The organism is Alteromonas sp. KUL17 (assembly GCF_006538305.1).
GTDB lineage: Bacteria > Pseudomonadota > Gammaproteobacteria > Enterobacterales > Alteromonadaceae > Alteromonas > Alteromonas macleodii.
The window spans coordinates 32,712-53,567 of the sequence record NZ_BJKJ01000015.1; the positions used below are offsets into that span (position 1 = coordinate 32,712).

Annotated in this window: 13 protein-coding genes; 9 read left to right on the forward strand and 4 right to left on the reverse strand. The window is 42.4% G+C overall.

Features of this window, described 5'->3' with window-relative positions:
• Window positions 1-79 precede the first annotated feature (79 nt).
• From KUL49_RS13650 to KUL49_RS13675, 7 genes are all read left to right on the forward strand, one after another.
• Complete coding sequence (locus KUL49_RS13650) at window positions 80-1,378, forward strand: DUF1800 family protein (RefSeq protein WP_242633836.1); 1,299 nt, start codon at window positions 80-82, stop codon at window positions 1,376-1,378.
• Between the two features lie 2 nt (window positions 1,379-1,380).
• Window positions 1,381-2,541, forward strand: coding sequence for a DUF1501 domain-containing protein (locus KUL49_RS13655; RefSeq protein ID WP_131137649.1), 1,161 nt, complete (start codon window positions 1,381-1,383; stop codon window positions 2,539-2,541).
• Between the two features lie 121 nt (window positions 2,542-2,662).
• Window positions 2,663-3,268, forward strand: a complete 606-nt coding sequence (locus tag KUL49_RS21215; protein ID WP_242633837.1) for an alpha-L-rhamnosidase N-terminal domain-containing protein — start codon at window positions 2,663-2,665, stop codon at window positions 3,266-3,268.
• 122 nt (window positions 3,269-3,390) lie between these two features.
• Complete coding sequence (locus KUL49_RS13660) at window positions 3,391-5,013, forward strand: GH116 family glycosyl hydrolase (RefSeq protein WP_242633838.1); 1,623 nt, start codon at window positions 3,391-3,393, stop codon at window positions 5,011-5,013.
• 298 nt (window positions 5,014-5,311) lie between these two features.
• Entirely contained in the window at window positions 5,312-6,316 is a 1,005-nt protein-coding gene (locus KUL49_RS13665; RefSeq protein WP_131137650.1) for a hypothetical protein, read from the forward strand.
• A complete protein-coding gene (locus KUL49_RS13670; RefSeq protein WP_131137651.1) occupies window positions 6,313-7,182 on the forward strand; it encodes a hypothetical protein in 870 nt (289 codons plus the stop codon). Before KUL49_RS13665 ends, KUL49_RS13670 begins: the two co-directional genes overlap by 4 nt.
• A gap of 38 nt (window positions 7,183-7,220) precedes the next feature.
• The gene (locus KUL49_RS13675; RefSeq protein WP_131137652.1) at window positions 7,221-8,006 is read left to right on the forward strand and encodes a polysaccharide lyase; all 786 of its coding nucleotides are present in this window, start codon (window positions 7,221-7,223) and stop codon (window positions 8,004-8,006) included.
• Window positions 8,007-8,243: 237 nt separating this feature from the next.
• On the opposite strand, the gene KUL49_RS13680 is transcribed toward KUL49_RS13675, so the two are convergent.
• The 4 genes from KUL49_RS13680 to KUL49_RS13695 form a co-directional block, all read right to left on the reverse strand.
• Window positions 8,244-9,683, reverse strand: a complete 1,440-nt coding sequence (locus tag KUL49_RS13680) for a sulfatase (protein WP_131137653.1) — start codon at window positions 9,681-9,683, stop codon at window positions 8,244-8,246.
• 65 nt (window positions 9,684-9,748) lie between these two features.
• Entirely contained in the window at window positions 9,749-11,272 is a 1,524-nt protein-coding gene (locus KUL49_RS13685) for a BNR-4 repeat-containing protein (RefSeq protein WP_131137654.1), read from the reverse strand.
• A 1-nt stretch (window position 11,273) separates the two neighbouring features.
• Entirely contained in the window at window positions 11,274-14,867 is a 3,594-nt protein-coding gene (locus tag KUL49_RS13690) for a glycosyl hydrolase (RefSeq protein WP_131137655.1), read from the reverse strand.
• Entirely contained in the window at window positions 14,860-18,081 is a 3,222-nt protein-coding gene (locus KUL49_RS13695) for a glycosyl hydrolase (protein WP_242633839.1), read from the reverse strand. Before KUL49_RS13695 ends, KUL49_RS13690 begins: the two co-directional genes overlap by 8 nt.
• Before the next feature lie 204 nt (window positions 18,082-18,285).
• On the opposite strand from KUL49_RS13695, the gene KUL49_RS13700 reads away from it, so the two are divergent.
• Both KUL49_RS13700 and KUL49_RS21220 read left to right on the forward strand, forming a co-directional pair.
• Window positions 18,286-20,643, forward strand: a complete 2,358-nt coding sequence (locus KUL49_RS13700; RefSeq protein WP_258312653.1) for a heparin lyase I family protein — start codon at window positions 18,286-18,288, stop codon at window positions 20,641-20,643.
• Window positions 20,583-20,846, forward strand: coding sequence for a polysaccharide lyase (locus KUL49_RS21220; protein WP_258312654.1), 264 nt, complete (start codon window positions 20,583-20,585; stop codon window positions 20,844-20,846). The genes KUL49_RS13700 and KUL49_RS21220 overlap by 61 nt, the downstream gene beginning before the upstream one ends.
• The last annotated feature ends 10 nt before the right edge of the window (window positions 20,847-20,856 follow it).

Consider the following 20,856-nt stretch of genomic DNA (forward strand, 5'->3'; position numbering starts at 1 on the left):
AATGAATGTAGTTAGCGATCTTACCTATCGGTAGTATTGTTTATTCAATAAGCCAGCGCGTGTGATGACGAGTAAAAATATGAAGGCCGCAATAGCAACGAATCGATTTGGTCTAGGAGCTACCCCTTTCGAACTAAAAGTAGCAGCTGACGACCCTGTCGGACATGTTGTCGCTCAAATAGTACCAATACATTTAAATAAAACGAATTCGTCTCAATCAATTGCTTTGACACTTAACCGATATCGTAAAGACAACTCTGAAGAATCAAAAGACGAGGCTCGTAAGTTTAGGCAAGCCACCTACAAGCGACTCTCCATTGGGACGCTCAATAACGCAATTAGCAGCGCGCAGCCGTTTATGTGGAGAATGCTAGATTTCTTTTCAAATCACTTTAGCGTTACTGCGCAGGGAGCATATCTGACAGCGCTTTCACCGACACTGGAACGCGAGGCAATAGCTCCCAATCTCTTAGGTAATTTTTCAGACATGCTGCTTTCTGTTTGTCGCCATCCGGTTATGCTCGTATACCTGAATAATGAAAAGTCGTTTGGCAAGAACTCGCGTTTGGGAAAAAAAGGAAAGGGGCTCAACGAAAACTTAGCACGGGAAATACTTGAATTGCATACCTTAGGCGTAAATGGTGGATATACCCAAAGCGATGTTATCGCATTAGCAAATGGTATTTCCGGGTGGGGTGTTCAGGCCCCTGAAAAAACAAAAGCTGGGCTTTTCTTCTTTAGAAAAGCCGGACATGAACCCGGTTCACAGTCATTGTTGGGCAGGTTATTTGCTCAAGAAAACGAAGACCAAGGTGAAGCCATGCTCAGGTATATTGCAGCTCGACCAGCAACAGCTAAACATATCAGCGGAAAGTTAGTTAAGCATGTTGTCAGTGATACCCCCTCACCAGCGTTACTAAAACATGTAGAACAAACTTGGTTAGACACAGAGGGTGATCTCAAATCGATTTATCATGCACTCGTTACTCATCCGCACGCTTGGTTAGACACCTTAGATAAATTCAAGACTCCCAGAGAGTTTCTGATCTCTACTTGCAGAGGGATAGGCCTTACTTCACTTAAAGAAGGGTTTGCAATCCGTAGTCTCGCTGAAATGGGCCAAGCACCTTTCAAAGCAGGTAGTCCCGCTGGTTATGAAGACTCAGAGGACTTCTGGAATAGTGGCTATGGATTAATGGCAAGAGCAGATTGGCTCTCATCTTTGCGCATAAACCGACAGTTTGAAATCCCTGAACTGGCCAGCAAATTATTAGGTTCAACACTATCTGAACACACGAGACAACTAGTGTCTCGAGCAGAAAGTCGTGACCGTGCGTTTGCTCTTTTATTTTTAAGCCCAGAGTTTATGAGGAGATAGCTATGCAAAGACGTGCATTATTAAAGCTCTTAGCGAGCGGTGCAATTATGCTTCACTCTCCAACATTGTACGCAGTTAATGAAGTAAAAAAGGCAAAACCATTAAAGCGTGTGATATGGATACTGCAACGAGGCGCTGTTGACAGCCTACATACTATTATTCCAGCCTTTGAGAAGAACCTCATCTCTCTTCGCCCAGATTTAGTGACTGGGCTTGAAAACGCTTATTCATTAGATGATCAATACAAACTTCATCCGTCGCTAATTAATGTGCATGATTTATTCATGCGCAAAGAACTATCGTGTATTGTGGCAACTTCTACAGGCTATAAAGGTCGCTCCCACTTCGATGGTCAAGATTATCTTGAAAGCGGTTTAGGGGCTCCTAACCTTCAATCTGGTTGGCTTGGTCGCGCTATGGACACTCTTGGTACTGAAGGCATTGCAATATCAAAGTCAACACCTTTGGCATTTAGAGATTCTTCACGAGGACGCAACTTTTACCCATCCAATTTTGACAATTCGATAGACAGCTTAACCGATGATCTCGTTGCGCTTTATCAATATGACGAAAAGCTGACCAAAGCGCTGACCTCTGGCACAGAAATAAAAAGTGCCTTAATGAGTGATAGCAAGAAGCGCCCATCTGCCTCTTTTTCTAAATTATGCAGTGAATGTGCTGACATAATGCAATCAAAACCAAACATTCAGTTTGTAATGATAGAGTCGGGGGGCTGGGATACCCATAAAGCCCAAAATGCCAGATTATCCCGGGAGTTAGGGCAATTAGATGACGGCATCGCGCAACTAAAGAAAGAATTAGGCAAAGACTGGAAAAACACCCTTGTTTTAGTCACGTCAGAGTTTGGAAGAACAGTGCGACAAAATGGAACAGGCGGCACAGATCATGGCACAGCCAGCAGTATGTTTATTGCGGGTGGCTCTCATTTAGGAGGCTCGGTCCATGGAACGTGGCCTGGGCTTTCAGATGACGCTCTATTCGAGAAGCGCGACCTTGCTCCAACGACGAATACGTTTTCTTGGATATCTACCGCTTTAAAACAACACCTTGGACTTACCTTGAGTCAAGCAGGGGCTATATTTCCTGACCATTCACTATATGACTACAAACTTTTTAATGACGAAAAGATTCATCTACAGTGAGTTAAACAAACATGGTTCAGCAAAAATAAATTCGTAAATGTTATAAGTGGATATAATTAGGGTATCAATTTTCTAAAAAATTACCTTATTACTTGTATTAGTAATTTATTGGTAAAAGTATATGAAACGATTTATCTGGCTAATGTTAATAGCCACTATCAACCTTTCCCTTTTCATCCCCGTACAAGCAAAAACATGGACTGCACAATGGATTTGGGTAAAAGAACGCTTTACTGAGCCAAACTCATGGGTCGCGCTAAGGAAAGAAGTTGAACTGGATAAGGTTCCCTCGGAATCACTTGCCTATATTAGCGCTGATACAAAGTACTGGCTTTGGATAAATGGTGAGCTCGTCATCTTCGAAGGAAGTTACACCGGCGGCCCCTCACCGGTGAAACCCTCTCCCAGGGTAGATTTCTACCCTATTGCGTCTAACAAATATTATGACACGGTCGATATAAGTCCATATCTTAAGAAGGGTAAAAATACCATTGCTGCCCTTGCATGGTATTACGGAGATGATGGTCAAAAAGGCACACACATATCTTCAAACAAAGGTGGATTCATCTTTGAAGCTAAGGTTGGCAACACGCTTATTGCGACTGATGAAACTTGGAAAGCCCAAACTCATAACGCTTATAAAAAAGTAGAGAAAAAAACGTCCCTACCGTATTGCCGCGTGGAGTATCAACTACGACGCAAGAAACGACATGCAAGATTGGACTAAAGAGGCTTGGTATACTTCGCACTTTAATGACGAACGCTGGCCTAACGCTCACCCTATTAAGCAGCCTCCTAGACCACCTTTTTTCGACTTATTCCCAAGCGAAATTCCTCCTCTTGTAAATTATGGTTTATCGCACTGTACTAATTTCTCTGAAGAATCATTTCCGTTTATTTCGGACGGAACATCCATCCAGTGCAAGTTGGATTTTTAATAAAAATTTTACACCTTACTTTGATGTAGAAGCCGATAAGGGAAAAGTAATTCGCGTGGCTTCAAATATGCGCCTAAACACAATAGAAACGCTATATACAACTAAATCTGGGCGTCAACAATTCGAAGGCTATTCTTGGAGCAACGGTCGAATCATTGAGTTCAGCATTCCTAAAGGTGTAAAAGTGCATGCACTTAAATATCGCTGGACGGGCGTGGGCAAAACTCCCGGATATTTTGAATCGGATGATGCTTGGTTAAATCGAATCTGGCAAATGGCTGAAAATACACTTTATATTTGTGCCAGAGACAACTTCATGGACACCCCCGATAGAGAACGAGGCCTGTGGATTGGTGACGTCGCCGACCAAGCAAGCTACTTGTTCTATTCTATGGACCAAGCTGGTCGAGACCTTTTGAAGAAAGCCATCAAAGTTACGCTGGCGTTTAGCGATACCGAATCCGGCATTTTTGCTGGCTTGGGTCCTGGAAGATTCCGAGAACTCCCCGCGCAGAGCCTTCAGTTTATTAAACAAGGTATTTGGCACTATTACTACAATACTGGTGACGTAGAAACATTGTCATATGCATATCCTTTCGTGCATAAATACCTGCTGCTCTGGGATATTAAACAGAACGGTCTTCCAACGTTCAGAACTGGAGATTGGAAGTGGACTGATTGGGGACCACAGGAAACCATTGATTATGACGTTATTCAAACCGCCTTGTACTACAGTGCACTTGTGGCTGCAAGAAAAATGGCTAGCGAACTGGATAGGGATGAGAACCTTGCATTTTATAATGCGCGTATTGAATCTATACGTTTAGCCTTTCAAAAAGAGTTTTGGCAAAACGGTTATTTTAGTAGCGATAAAATGTTTAAGGATGATCGCGCAAATGCCGTCGCCATCCTTTTTGATTTAGCGTTGCCAACTCAATTTCAGCAAATCGTTGATAACGTATTATTGCCCAATCATTATGCGAGCCCTCATTTTGAATGGATGATTTATAACGCAATGGCAAAAGCCGGGCGTTATAAGGATGCTATCGCTAGAATGAAAGAGCGCTATGGTCCGCAAGTCGACAATCCAGAGCTGTCAACATTAGCTGAATACTTACCCGCCAGAGGAACAGAAAATCATGCCTGGAATGCTCCTAGTACTGTATTGAGTAAACATATCGCTGGTGTGAAGCCAACATCAGTCGCTTGGAAAAGTTATGAAGTCATGCCAAATCTTGCACACCTAACCAAAGTCAGCCAATTAATACCTAGTGTAAAAGGCGATATATTGTTCAAGCTAGAATTCGACAATGACACGTTAAATATTGTACTCAACTCGCCAGCAAAGACGACTGCCAAAATTGGTGTTCCTAAAATCCTGACCCAAACGTCACAGATTTTATTTAATGGAAAAGAAGTATGGAGTAATGGTAGTGAGAGGAATGAAATACCGGGAATAAAGTTTGTTGAAGAAAGTAATGATTATTTTATTTTCTCAGTAAAGCCTGGAAAGTGGGATATCCTCGCCCGTTAGTTCTATCTAGGAAAGACTTCACAACTTTGACTGACCTAGCCCTATCGCTAGGTCAGTACTTCTGCAGCAGCAGACTATTGATGCTTCTATATTCTTCTGTGTGTCACCTCAAATATAGTCAACGCATTGGTAGGGCTGAGATCTACATGTAGTATCAAATTTCTTTCGCCCTATTGAGTAACCTTTTTCCAAATACCGCAACACAGGAAATCCATTACAAACACATTAAAGCGTTTACATTTGATTAAAAATGATCAAACATTATTAAAACATTCATATAAAATCAATTTGAGTCAAAGTGTCGCTAAAGGCTATCTCTCCATTCACTAACTTCTACTTGACGATACCAATCGTAATAATGATTGTTACTGCCGCTTTTAATATTCACAAAATAAGACCCAACGAGCATGAGAATTTAAACACTGATTGTGAAGAATGGCAGATTGTCTCATCGGAGCAAAGTTTAAAGCCCGCGATAAACATTTCAATTGACTTTGAAAATAGTAATAAAAATTCGGTAAAAAAGATAAAAGAGGTTACGCTACATCAATTGTTGTTCAACTCTGAAAACCAACTGGAACATGCCCTAACGACGGAATTAAGGTCCGGTCAACTGGAAGTACTCGCAGAGATTCCTGAGAATTTCGAGTTTATAGACCTAGCGCAAAATCTACATTTGCTGCACGATGTAGTTTTACGCATAACAAATCTCGAGCTTTCATCTGACACCCGAAAGTACCTAATATCACTGTTAAATGGCTTGCCTTCCAGAGCAAAAGAAGAGGCAATTGAGTTCTTGTTGCTGTCTCACCGAGACGAAGATAAATTGATTGTCATTGAGCTTCTTTCAGCAGTAGACGATCACGTCAAACCAAAGATACTAAGCAGACTATTGTCCGAAAGCCTCTCTGAAACACTCTTATCTAGCCTCATGGCTTTTTCAAAAAACCAAAACAACAGACAAGTATTGTCTTTGGTTTCGAATACCATTCAGAACAGATTTTTTGCAGTAGAAGATACGACTAGAAAGCTTCAACTTTTATCCATAAGCGCTTTTCCCGATGAGTTTAAAGAGGACGCTTTTTCAATTGTTCTAAAATCGCTGAAGTCTGAAGACGTTAAAAATCACCAGCTAGGATATGTCATCGCCAAGAATTGGGTTGGCAGTAGCGAAGAAAAGCTAACGACAAAGCAAGTACGAGCGATACTGGACGTCGCGAAAAGTGTACTTAACGATACATCTTTACCAGTGGAGCAACGTTTAGCCTCTCTGCAATTACTAGAAGTGATGCCCAACGTATGAAAAAAATGAAGCTTTTAGGTACGTTATTAGTGTTTCTAACTCTAGCAGGTTTAACCGTTGAATATTACTTTAATCATCGGCCTGACAATAGCAAGGGAGAAATGTCAAACAATAAAACGTCTCAGCAATGTCAGAAATCTGCTCATGAAGTCAATCGTTCTGCACATTTTATCAATGATTCTCACGAAACCACATTAGAAAAAAAGGTAAACAGCGAAACGTCAAATCACATCCGTGTTGAAGACGAATACTCTACAGATTTAATCTTAGCTCTGTTAATGGAACTTCCAAACAATCCTAAAAGAAGAGAACTGCTGCAAAATGTTCAACAGCTAAATGAAGTACAACAAGAAGAGATTGTTTATCTCCTTTCGAAGTCTGAGAGAGAGTTAGACCAAGAATCAGCCGTAGATTTAGCCATTAAGTTAAAGAGCGAGTCTGTAAGACATCGTGCTATACGTGAACTTTTGGAGAGCAGTATTTCTGACGACGTTAAATTGATACTTTCACACGAATTGAACACTAGCCTTCCTAGCCACGCATTCGACCTCGCTATTTCTACATACTTTGAAACCCAATCGGTCAAAATCAGGACAGCACTGATTGATTCGATTTTTTCTTCCCCCGACTCTCTATCTTTATCCATGGAAGAAGTTTTCCTCGCAGTAAGAAGCGCACCGTCTGGTTCCGTAACACAACGATTAGAGCCTTTGTTTGAATGGCTTAAACACGGACATGAGGCCTTAAGTGAATCACAAAAGAAATCCATAGCCTTATTTAGTGACGACCTTTTCTTTGAAACAAACAACCTGGAACAAAAGAAAATCGCTTTGCTCATTAGACAGTTAGTTTCGTCTGAAGAGTGATATTCGCCAATAAGTTAGAAAATATAAGGAAACATAAAGTGAAAAAGAGAACTCGGATAATAGCCTCAATTGGCGCGTTGTTCACAGTAGTGATGGCAACTACAGCAAGCGCTTCAGGCGTTTTGTACACTGAAAACTTCAATTCAGGTTCAGCCGGTGAATGGTCACATCCCAACGTACAGTTTAGAAATGGCGCAAACAACATCCGCATCAAATATCCACAGTATAAAGTTAATTCAAATGGTAAGGTTGGGTCTCACCCCATGATGGTAGGTCAAATCCCTATTTCAGCTAATGCTATTGATGCGACATTTAAATACAGGATTAAGCTTGAAGACAATTATGATACAAACATGGGCGGTAAGTTTTTTGGCTTGGGACCGGAAGAGCCAGTCACTGGCTGTCGCGACATTACGACAAATGGCTGGAGTGCGCGAGTTGGCATTAGGGATAAACACCCACAACTATATATATACAGACAAGGAAAGCCTGATGGTGAATGTGGCGAGATAATTCGAGCTGAACAATTCACATTTGAGAAAAATAAATGGTACGACGTAGCTCTCTATGTAAAGGTAAATAGCTCGAGTACCAAAAGCGATGCCCAAGCTAGGCTGTATATTGACGGAACTGAAGTTGCGAAAAAAACAGGTTTCAAATTTTTTGGCGGAACAAGTTCTAATGTGCCACCAGCGGCTAAAATTCAAAAAATCATTAGAACTAGCTTTTTAGGTTCAATGCCAAGCTTAACAGGGGCGGTAAAAACTGGTGAAGTATCTGCACTTTATGACAACTTCGTAGTGGTACGTGGTAATCAGCCTTAAGTTTTATGGCGTAACAAAATAGTCTTTTTAGTTGTTTTGTTACGCTTTTCTGCAACTACAACCACATTCATTTGCTCAAGATACAAATCGATGTTGCTCGACCTACTATATTACACTTAACGCTCTTTATAAAATACGATTAGCTTGTATAAATTTTCTATCGATACCAACCTTTCCTCAATACATGGTTTATGCGAGCTTTAGGCTGTTTTCGCATCACGCACACTAGTATTATTCTCACTTAGTTTGGCACTCAAGTTCTCTCATGCACGTTGTGAGTAACTTGTATAGATTACTTTTAACATCCAAGTAATTCGGATCGCTCGCAATGTTATTAGTTTCATCAGGGTCTTCGTTTAAGTCGAACAGCATTTCTTCACTAGCTTCGTTTTCTGTCGAGTATAACGTGTAGATGTGTTCTTTGCTCACTACAGAATCCCCCGCCTTAAACCGGCTGTAAATTTGATTCTTGTGTTCCAACTTAGGATTCTTTAATACATGGATAAAGCTATCTCCAGCAATGTCCCTTTCGTTACTAACATTAGCAATATCGGTTATAGTCGGGAAAATATCAATCAGTTCTACCAGTGCATCAGTTTCTTGGTTTTTAGCGATACTGGGCCCTGCAATGATCAAAGGCACCCTCAATGCCGTATTTAACATATTGTGCTTACCCCAAAAGTTATGCTCACCAAGGTTAAAACCGTGGTCGCTTAAAAGAATGACTGTTGTATTTTTTTCAAGACCAAGCGTGCTTATTCGTTTTATTAAGTCGCCAACTAGGGCATCAACATAGCTCACTGAGGCATAGTAACCACGCTGTGAAGCAACGTGAAAATCATCACTGTTGTACTCATAATTTTTAAAGTGATATGTCTGTATTTCTCCTGACCCTTTTAACCCGTTTGGCGAAAAACGAGGCTTTTCACGATGATAAAACGGTTCAAATTTGTTTTTAGGATGCAAATCGTAGTAGCGCTTTGGTGCATTGAAGGGGAGATGTGGGCGAATAAAACCAACGCTAAGAAAAAAAGGCTGGTCTTGCTTTGCTAATTTATCAAGTGCTGCTAACGCTTTTACTTTTGTCTTGCCATCCCCGTAGTCCTCGTCGGCAACGTTGGCAGATTCATACCACGGACCTTTTGCATTGTTAGGCCGTTTCTCATTTGGCTTTTTGTACTTCTCTGATTCAGGGTTTAATGTTGTTGCATGGGGCAAACCTCCAGATACAGGGCGTACACTCCAACTCTCATCGGCGAGATCACTGCTGTGATGAAATATTTTACCTATGGCCATAGTGTTATAACCGGATTCTCGCAAAACTTGAGGTAGCGATTTCGCGCCTGGCACGTCTTCTTCGGCTTTTGCATTGAAATTGAGAAAACGTGTTCTTGTCGGTCTGAGACTGGTTAACAAACTCGCTCTTGAAGCACCACATACAGGTACATTTGCATATGCACGATTAAACATTATTCCTTTGCTAGCCAGTTCATCTATATTGGGAGTATACGCTTTTTCGTCTCCATAAGCGCCAATAACAGGACGAAGGTCATCGATAACAATCATTACGAAGTTATGCTGAGATTTTTCAACCTTATCTGTACTATCGGCGAGAGCAGCACAGCTATGTGCGGACAAAACAACTATCAATAAGACTGCGTACTTTAAAGTTTTCATATTTCTCCCGAGTCAGAAAATTCGATTTAAGTTCAATTAAGTCGTATGCAAAAATGCGCTTTGTATCAATGCAGATTTATCACCTGAAGATAGGTTGTGCGTTTATCACCACTTCCCTCGGCGAGCAAATAGAAAAACAACTTACCTTCTGATATATAAACGACGCCTTTTGAAAATTTAGCTGAACGTTTAATACCGCTATACACCCTCGTAAAACCATTTGTTCCGCCTTTAGCCTGTTCAATATAGGGCTGTCCGTTTTCCAAGCCAATGATGTAAATGTTGTCTCCTGACGTGTAAATATTGTTGGCGCCAACAAAATCTTCAGACGTAATGAATTCTTTGGAACCAACTGGCTTATAATGATGAAGATTGACTACCGTGTTATTTTCTTTGTCTTGAACGCGGCTAATGATGTGAACGTCTCCATTATCTGTAATGGTCCAATCGAAACCACCCACAATGTGTACGCTGTCTTTTTTCTGTGTTTTAACCCAATCTCCGGTTTCGACAACTAAAGCAGGAGATGCATCAATTAATGGAAGTTGAATGGGTTCGCCTTTGTAATTTTTCCAGTCAGATAAACCCAATGGATTGTCTGAATACATAAAGTACACGCCATTTTGATAGCGAAACTTGTCTTCCTTATTATTTAGTCGTCGTTGAAAGGCAAACCCTAACGTATTATTAGCAAACTTCATGTTTCCGTAGTTGCTCCACGTGTAGGGTAACCCATCCTCTTTGACGTTAAGCTTGTTTATGCTCTTAAACGATGACCAAATACCATTACCTATGTATCGATTGAAAACACCTTTCCCGTCATGCGAAGTCCCCTGCCTAATATAGAAAAACAAGTCACCTTGACCATTTTGAAAAAACTTGGGGTAAGTGAGTTTGGAGAATGCAGCGTGGTTTTCTTCTCCCGTCATCGATATGTGGTTATAGTCGCTTTCACCTTCACTATGAACACTCGAGTCCTTTACAAATAGGTCAAGACTGAACGCATCGTCTTGCACAGCTGCTGCGCCTGGCACACTGTATGAGTATCGAAAATAATCTTTCTCAAAACTACCGTTCCCGCCAGTATCTGAGTGCTTGCTATAAGCATGCACATCGAACACTAAATGAATAGACTCATCTCTAGGGCTTATTCCAACAGCAATGGTGTTGTGTGTTTCACCAATCCACCATCGACCAACAAGACCTGTGTGCCTATGAGGAAACTCTATATGTTTGAGTTGACCATTTTTAAGGTTTAGGCGCGATAACATCATGTGCCGGTCGTACTTTCCGCCTTTGTACCACGTCATGAAGACGTAGTGCTTATATGTTTTGATGGCATCACCATGAGGAGATATAGCCGAACCATACTGGTAGTTATACCCCCCTTCTTGGTTGTTCACAGAGTCTAGTGATTTGTGTACATTGCCCATTTTTTTACCGTCAAAAAATAAGGCACTGTCGGTGATTTTTATTTCATTTTCTAAAAACGGGGGTTGGCTAGGGGCTGATTTATCCTCACTCGTAGAAAGACACCCTTGAAGAATAAGTGAGATACTTATGATAGATATATAATTAGCTATTCTCATTTTACAGCTTTACCCTCTTTATTGGTTTTAGCAGCACCGGACCAATTAAACCTGAGTGTTGAAGCTCTGTTGTTTTAGTTACTCTGGTTTCAAAGGTGATCTGCGTATTGAATGCTTTAGGCTCAATTGAGTCAGGGAACGACTCAGGAAACTTTAAGTCACCCACGAGCCTGTTTAACCAGGTTGTTGCAACTTCGATTTTTATTTCGTTCTGACCTACACGTAGAGCTTTTGTCACGTCTGCTGTAAGAGGTCTACTCCATAGCTCTCCGAAACTTTGTCCATTAACAAATAATCGCGCTATTACCCCTACCTCGCCCAAATCGATAAACCAACGCAAACCCTGACTAAATTGCTCGTCTTTCATAGTAATCGTAGTTTGATAGACAACTTCACCAGAATAATGCTGTAGCGCAGTTGGCGAGAGTTCAGTCAGCGAGGTTAAACGCTCCAACACTAGCGATGTATCAACATCCCGCTCCTCTTCAAAAGATACATTCCATGGGCCTTTTACCTTTACATCAGAGGGTACAGAGTTTATTGACACGTTTTCGATTGAGCCATCTGAGAGTGTTACTTCGTATTCGCCGTTCGTCGGTGATGTAATTACAAGCGCACCATCGGCGTCGATAGTGCTATCTACCCATACAGATGCAGGAACACTGTTACCCTCGTTAAAAGGCGTTTTTCGCTGAATGAAACTTATATTTTTGTTGTGGAAATTGCTCTGGCGCTCTGTACTTTTTTCTTTTTCAAAAACGATAAACGCTGAACCTAGCCCCTGAAGGAACAAGGGTACTGTTATTTTTCGATCGTCTTTTGTAAACCGTGCAATTTGCACAATTTCACCCGTTATTGGGTCCCATAGTTGAGGGATCACATCTGGGTTATGCAAGCGGAAACTTGGAGAAATCTCTTGCGGCTCGTCCGATTGATTCGCCACAAAATAAATATCGTGGGTATCGCTACGTCGGTGGCTCCAAATCACGGTCTCGGGCAAATTTCCCATATCTGGCGGAGAACCTATCTTTGCTAAGATATCCTTTAATTCAGTCTGCTGAGAATTTTGGTAAAGGACATTACCCAAACCATAGTGTCTGTGCGTGATATCGGCGCCGTTTATATCCTGCCATAATAGGTTTGAATAGTGCTGCACTTCATTATCTGCATGTGGGAAATTCTCTAGGCTGGGAGAACTGCTGGGTTTAGGTCCGTATATGCTTCCTCCAGCTTTGACGAGCTCTGAAATTTTCTTCAACAACTCAGGGCGTATAGTGCTCACGTCAGGAAGTACAAGCAGCTTATAAACACTACCGTTAGGTAACTCGAACTGGCCGTTTTTAACGCTGAGCTTGTTTAGAATAATTTCAGCATTGATGAAATCATAGCTATAACCGGATGGAACTTCTGGCTCAACGGCACCAGTCATTTTCGGGGCATCTTCACCAATAAAATACAGGATATCTGCAACATACTGTCCTTGCTGCAACATATAATTTGAACGTTTAACGTAGTCTAGCCAGCTTCCCATGTAGCTGAACCATGTATTGTTTCGATTAAATTCTGAACCAAACCACGCATTCACGCCCGGTTTTTTGTCCTCGTATGCTTGCTGAATGTAGACATGCAAAAGTGTGTGATTTACACCTTCGACAAACGACCAATCGCCTCGCTTTTTAAAACTCCATGGGTGGTTTTTAAACGATTCACTTCTTCCAGAGGTAAAGGACTCAGACATGACCGTTCTATGCCCGTAAATGTGAGCGGCTGATGAAGCGGCTTTAAGCTCTATAGCACCCAGATTGCCCGAAGCCCAAAACTCGCCACTCACAATATCGGCTTGCCCACCGTATTGCAGGAATTCGCCAGGAAACCCCCAGTGTCCATAATTCTCCAGCCATAATTTCAAGCCATGCTCGTGCGCCCGTTCTCTCAAGCCCGCAGCATAAGCATGCGCCACTTTATCAGCGACTAAGCGTCTGACATCCCATAAAAATCTCTCGCTCTGATCCGCGCTGTTAACAATTCTTCCAGTGTAAACGGGTAAAAACGGGGTTGGATCGTAGCCATATTGATGCTTAAACTGCTGCTTGAAGTCATCTGTCCAGTTTTGCGCCCCTTTTTCATAACTATCAACCACGACATACTTGAGCGCAGTTCGCTTTTCGGGTTGCAAAGCGCTTAGTAATTTTCCAACGTAAGCATCGAAATGGTACTGCGCAAGTTGCTTATTGAGCTTGTCTACTTCAGGACCTCTTGCTGAATTACTCGAAGGTCCATTGGTCGCCCCCGTGGAACGCATAAAGTAGTGAACAATTGTCCAATTACCCTTGGGCGCCTCCCAGTTAAGCCTTTTACCGTCAAAGAACTTTGTTAAATCAATAACGTCATCGGCTTCAATGGCCAATTCTGCATCCTGATTAGGCACCGGCTTTTCCCATACATAGCTATCATGTTTGGGCTGAGGCGTTGGATGAACCTTGGCTAGCTTTTTTTCAACAAAGCGTTCTAACGTGTACTGACCGCTTAGCTTTATCTCTTTCAATCCCGGCGACAGGTGAGCGGGGCCTCTTCCGCGTTTTATGTTACTAATTAAAATCCGAAAATCTGTTGATTCTACTTCTGGAAAGGACACAGCTATTGGCGCATCGTGTTCAGGCCCAAGCTCAGGCCTGGTTGGTGGTCGCTGCATTGAGAACGTCGAGAGTGTTTCGAATTCGCCGTTATTATTCATGTACTGCAAGTCAACTTCAGCTGAGAAGGCGTGTTCTGGATAAATTAAAAGCGACCTCATTTCCTGGCGATTTTTGTAACTTATCTCTATTTGCAGACTGCTGTCTTTGTCTAGCCTATGTTGGGGAAATGACCAGGATGAACTCAAATCATCATCAACAAGCACTGATACATCAGCAGGTATACTTTTCTCTTCTGAAGATAAAGTCGCCGCTGTCGCTTGAACGCCCTTTACCTTGTGCGACATGAGTTCAGACTCTGGCGTCTTAAATGCTATTAAACTCACTGTCTGGTGAAAACCTTCAGGGATAGTTAATTCAAGCGGTTTGTTATTTATGTCACTAAACTGATATTCATTGCTATCTAAATAGCGCATAGACTGTTCAGGGGTTATCCAGGGCCCTCCAGACTGACTCCAACCCGGTGAATTGAAGATCCCTAGGTCAATGTCGTAGTCAGCGGCTTTTTCGATAGCGAAATATAGATGCTCCCACCACACATCGCTCAATGCTCTGGTTTTTCCATATTTTCCATTGCTTGGATTTAGATGGATAATGCCGATTAACGCAGTACCAATTCCCGCTTTTTGCATCGCGGCTAAGTCGTTTTCAATACCACCTTTGGTTATGTGATCATTTACCCAATACCAATATACCCATGGCTTCACTGCATCAGGAGGGCTCATAAAATTCTGAGCTAGCTCCTTGGCATCAGCATTGTAGAACCCCCCTGGCATGGGAGCTTCGGGTAAGTGAATCGGCTTTGCTTCACTCTGTGTTTTGTGTGCCCAGGCAAGCAGAGGCGTTCCCAAAGCTAGAGTTACTAAGAGCAGATTAGCAGACCTAAAAATAAATCTAATCATGCTCTGATCTACTTCCTTTTTGAATTGTGTAGAGGGTCACAGGGCCTATAAGCCCTGAGGGCTGAAGATTCTTAGGCCGCTTTTCAAAAAAGTTATACCCTGTAAAAGTAACGCGTTCACTAGGCGGAGGGGGAGTATTTTCAGTAATCCACGGAACCGTATCTCCCGTCATTGAATAGCCGCTGGTGTCTGGAAGCGCTTCATCACCTATTAAACGATTAACCCACGTGTTTGTGATGCTCACTTCAAGTTCATTGTGTCCCGCTTTTACATAATCTTGAATATTTAGAACGAAGGGGGGTTTCCACAGCGTGGCGATAGACTTACCGTTTAAAGAAACCTCAGCAATTTGCTGAACGTCTCCAAGGCTAAGGTAGAGCGGCTGCGATTGATTTATAAGCGCTTTATCGATAACAAGTGTATTTTTGTACACCGCCTTACCGGAATAATGTTTAATACCTGATACATCACTCGTCGTCCAATCAATGAGATTGTCAAAACGGACATCACCTGGACCAGCCCATTTCTGATCAAAATGAACTTCCCAAGGGGAGTCAAACTTGCTCAATATGTTATGCTTATTTGCATAAGTATCGACTAGCAGTTGATTCCTTGAACCGTCGTAAGGTGGTTGTTCGTCATCTCTTCTTATCAAAACGAAACGCGATCCAAAAGGTTCCAGTGGGATTGTTGTCACAAGACGCGTTTCATTGCGAACAAAATCTGTTATTTTCTCTATAGTTCCTTCATCAGCATGCCAAATTTCTGGTACGCCATCACCTTCTCTAATATCTATTTCAACAGACTTAAATGATGGTTCGTCATTATAAAAATAATAGAGATCGTTGTTATCTATTCGGCGATGTGTAAATGCATGCGCAGGCTTGCCATCGATAAACAGATCGGGCTCATAACCCAATACTTTTATTGTTCCTTCGAGATCGTAAGTACTTATTATGCCTTTCCCGTAGTGCAATACCTTACGATCACTTGAAGAAGGGTTGCCCCATAGTTCATCAACAATTGTGTCAAACTCGTGTTTTTCCGGCCACTCACTTAAACCAATGACTTTTTCGGGCCTATCACCAATAACAGTGGCGCCATCTGACACCAACTCTTTTATTTTACGTAGTGTCCTTAGGTGTAAATACTGAGTTTTATAAAGATGTAATGCCCTATATCGCGTCCCCTCCGGTAACACTAAGTGGCCATTTTCTACTCGTATTCGGTTAATTAGAACGTCTGTATTGACATAATCGTACCCAAATCCATCTGGTACTGATGTATTGTTTGCGTTACCCACGCGTAAAGGAGCTATATCTCCCAAATGCACAAGGAAATCAGCATCTGGGACACCTTGCTGCAGCAAGTAAGACCCCCTAGCTAAATATTTGAACCATTCAGTACCGCCATTGCTCCACCACGTTTGTGTTCTATCTATATGGGAGCCAATGGAGTCCATTGTCATGCCTGGTTTTACATGATTATTGGGTTGATGAGCAAAACGGTGAAACATAGTTTCATTAATGCCCCTAGCCCACATTTCATCGCCGTAGTGTTTATAAAAATAGGGATGGCCGTACCAATTGACCGTTCTTATTGAGGTGAAGGATTCTGCTGAAACTACTTTCTTTCCATAGACGTGGGCTGACGAAATAGCCGCCATCACTCTGCCGTTGTACTGTTGATCTCTTACCCAAAACTCTCCCATTAACCGATCTGCCTTTCCACCTGCTGCTAACTCGTCGAAAGGTCCCCAGCCGTAAGGCTCTATATAAGATTCGAGGCCATGTTTATTCGAAAGCTTGGTGAATTCGCCAAAATAGTTTTCTACCATTAAATCAGAAAGATGCTGCCGAAACTCTTGAAGTACAGCCCCCGTGTGGGCGGGCGATTCAATAACCCGTCCTGTAAGTAAGGGTAACCATGGGATAAAGTCATACCCAAATTTATCTTCAAAGCTTTTTTCTATTCCTTTTGTCCAGTTCTGGCCCCCTACTTCATAACTGTCTATTTCTGTGGTTTTCAGTGACTTGATACCTTGCTCATTCACCTTTTTGACCAACTTACCTACGTAATTATCGAAGTGATGCTCCAGGGCATTAGGATCGAACTTGTCGACTTCTAATCCTTCGCCCTCAATCGTCGCAGGGACATTAAAGGCACCTGTGCTGGTATAGCCAAATCGTAAAATTCGCCAGTCTCCCTCGGGTATTGCTATTCCCTCTGGAGGGATAGCTCCGCGATGTAAAACTCGAATATCTCTTGATGCGACGATGGCGGCTTCTGCGATAGTCGGCGTCATACTCAGCTTCCCACGTTCCATGGAATTCATAGATAGCCAATCATTTATCCTTGGTACTGACCACAGGTCAAAACGCTTTATTGTGATAGGTTTGGTAAATGAAATTCTGAAATATTTGGCTGTAAATCCATCTTGGCTTTCATTAACAAGTTGCGGACTAAACGCCCACATTCTCGCACCAGTTCTGGGCCGACGTAGGTTTTCAACTACCGTTTTAAAGTTAATACCGTCATTTGAAATAAGTAGTGCGGCGTCCCCATGCCGATCTGGTGTTTCTATTTGCAAACTTCTCAACGTAGCGACATCATCAAGCTCAACTTGCACCCAATATTCATCGTTTTCATTTTTCTCGAAAATAAATTCTGTATCCCAGTCTCTGTCTGACAAAACTTCAGCATTTAATGTCGAATCTGATGAGCTTATTCTCCCGGTCGAAAATAAATTGTGATTGGAATACTCATCTTGGGGAATAGCAATTACTGCAATATCTTTATAAAGCCCTTCTGCGAAACCTGGTTTCAAGGGTAAATATCTATTTCCGCCAGAAACAGACTGCTCAGACCACGTTACCCGCTTCATTGACTGCTCGGGCGTAACCCATGGTCCACCACTTGATGTCCATCCGTCAGCGTTGTGAATGCCGAACTCAATATTGTGCTTATCTGCCTGTGCCGCGGCGTGGACAAGGTGATCATAAAACTCTTCAGTACCGAATCTAACCGGCCCACGAGAAGAGTAAGGCCAGTTACGTCGATGTACGTGAAAAAATATAGCACCACCGATGCCGGCTTCTTCGAGTGCTTTGAAATCCTCTGAAAAGCCCTCTTTTGTCAAATTACCGTTCATGGCATGCATCCACGTTTTGGGCAGATAATCATTCTCAGGTTGCATAAAAGCATCAGACGACAATGTGTCTCCAACTGCACTGATCGAAAACAAAACGCTGATTAAGAACATGTTCGGGAGAAAAAGCCTAGCACACACTAACAACTTATTAATTAAGTTTTGATTCATATTGATTATTTTTGTAACATCATGATTACATATGACCGAATATACACGACATAGATACGGTTTAAAAGAAGGGTAAATTCTTAACCTATTGGCGGCTCTATGAGTGATGAGAATGATGACACGATGAATAACATGGCAGAGTCTTTTTTTAGCAAACAGTTCCAGACACAAGTGGGTCGCGCCCTTTCCATAGTGCTTACAGTGGTTATTCTAGGTTCAGCTTGCAAACCTGATAGTGAAGAAATGGACATAACCGAGGAAAGCGATTTTTACTCCCAGCGCAAAATATTGATTGAGAAATATTCTCAAACAGACAACGTATTTGAAGCGCTAGCAGCTCAGGTCGACCAATCAGACCCTGAAAGCGTTGATTACTGGCGCTGGCGCATTGACCAATACATGTACGGCCAGTATCCGGATTATCAACCGATCTATGACGCATTCAGAGAAGGAAAGTCATTCGAAGACATTTACTCAATACCGGAAGAAGGGCTGGGCTCTAAGCCTGCCGTGCCCCAAAATGACAATGAGTTACCCAAAGGCTATTTCACTGACAACTTGCAGGGTAATCCCCACCGAGGCTGGCACTATGTTGAGGGTGATACCGTATTCATTACATACCAAGGTCATCTTACCGACCCCTATGTTGCCGCCTATAACCTTGAGTCGCATCAATGGCAGGGGCCAATCAAAGCCGCTGACAGCACACTTTCAAAAGGCGAGAGAAAAATAGACAGTCACGGCCGTCCAATCATAGAAATGGATACGCAAGGGTATCTTCACTTAGTTTATGGAGGGCATGGAGGGGAGCGAGAGGATGGGCTTAATCCGCTTTCTATAGACACACCTCATGCTGGCGGCAGAATGTTGCATGTTGTAACTAAAAAACCCTATGACATTAGTGAGTTCGAATACGTAGATGATATAACGCCTTTTGCGTCATACACGAAAAGCTACAAAATGGGGAATGGCGATATCTACCTATTTACGAGGGCTGGAACCCACAAGTCCCCGTGGGTGTATTACAAAATGCCAGCAGGCTCAAAGCGATTTGAAGAGCCAGTCATCATTACTTGGCCAACACCGCAATCAGACGACCCTATTAACGTTGATACATTTTACATCAACCCTCTTAAAATCTCAGATACCGAGATAGCCATTAGCTTTCTCTGGCATGAATGTAACTTCTTAGAAGTCCACGATAAGGAAACCTATGCCCGTATCAACGCCTACTACATGCGTTTAGATACAACAAGCGGGCTATTATATAACGCGCAAGGCGAGAACATTGAGCTTCCGGTCACAATTGACGTGGCGAACGACAAGATGCTGGCGTTCGATTCAACAAATAGAGAGGAAACGCCTTTTGGTACTTCTCCCATATCACTTAGCAGTGGCGCGCCTGCTGTTGCCTATGAAGCTCGTACAAAAGACTATCGAGAGTGGCGAATGACCGCATTTAAAGAGGGTCAATGGGTACACAGCCTACCAATGCCTGACACCGAAAATCGCACACTTAAAAACCAAGAAGGTGCCCAGATATCCACAGTCATAGATTTGGTTCAACTGGCACAACGGAATAATAGTTTTGAGGCAGTGGTCACTTATCGTGATGAAGATAACACCATGAATTTCGCTTCAGTTACCAGTACAGACGAGACTAACTGGACTATTCAACAGGTGTATCTCTCGCTCGAAAACACGCGTATGCAAATGGATCCGATCAAAGACGAAAAGGGCAACCATCACGGTGTCATTTTGAATTTGAGAAAGGGCGCATCTCAGCGGCTCTATCTATGGCACGATGGCAAATTTCAAGCTCCGAGTGTCAGTGAAAGTAATATGGATATTACCTATGAATCTTTTGAAAATCAGGGTTGGAATGCAGCATCCCCACGAGGCTTTACTCCTGGGTTAAAAAAGACAGCACCGCAAAATTTCATGTTTAATCAGCTCCAAAGCGAACGTGCCTTTTCTATTGAGGAAGGCATAGTCAGAAGCGGGAAATATGCCGCTAAACTGTTTTGGGACCATAATAACCCTGCGGCTTTTAATGGTGACGACACAAAGATTGACAACGTTGACCGCAAGGCGATGTTTCACGGGTTTAAAACACAGAAAGTAGCGGGCGCAGAGGCGTGGTATGGCTTTAGTGTTTTTTTTCCTAGCGAAGGAACGCGTGATGAACCTAATCCGTGGCTATTTTTTCAAATACACGGAAGCGCAGATAAGCGTCTGAAGGAACATTCTAGAAATCCACCATTCAGTTTAACGCTAACCCCAGACGGGCTGCGAGGCGCATGGAAATGGGACCCACATGAACTAAGTCCAACTCGAAATGGCCACGGCACAGAGCATTTCGAAGTACCCGGATTAAAATCGGACTATTTAGATCGGTGGGTAGATTTCGTCCTACATGTAAAAGTGGATTATTCAGACAAAAAAACGGTTTTATAGAACTTTGGGTTGATGAAGAAAAGGTACTAGATAAACAAAATATTCAATTTGGATATAACGACGACAAAGGAATTTATCCATCGTGGGGCATGTATTTCAACGGCGATCTTAGTGGTATGCAAAATGACCACTACCTGTATTTAGATGAAATACGAATGACTGACTCAGGTGAAGCATCGTACAACGATGTTGCCTCCAGATAGCCCCATAAAT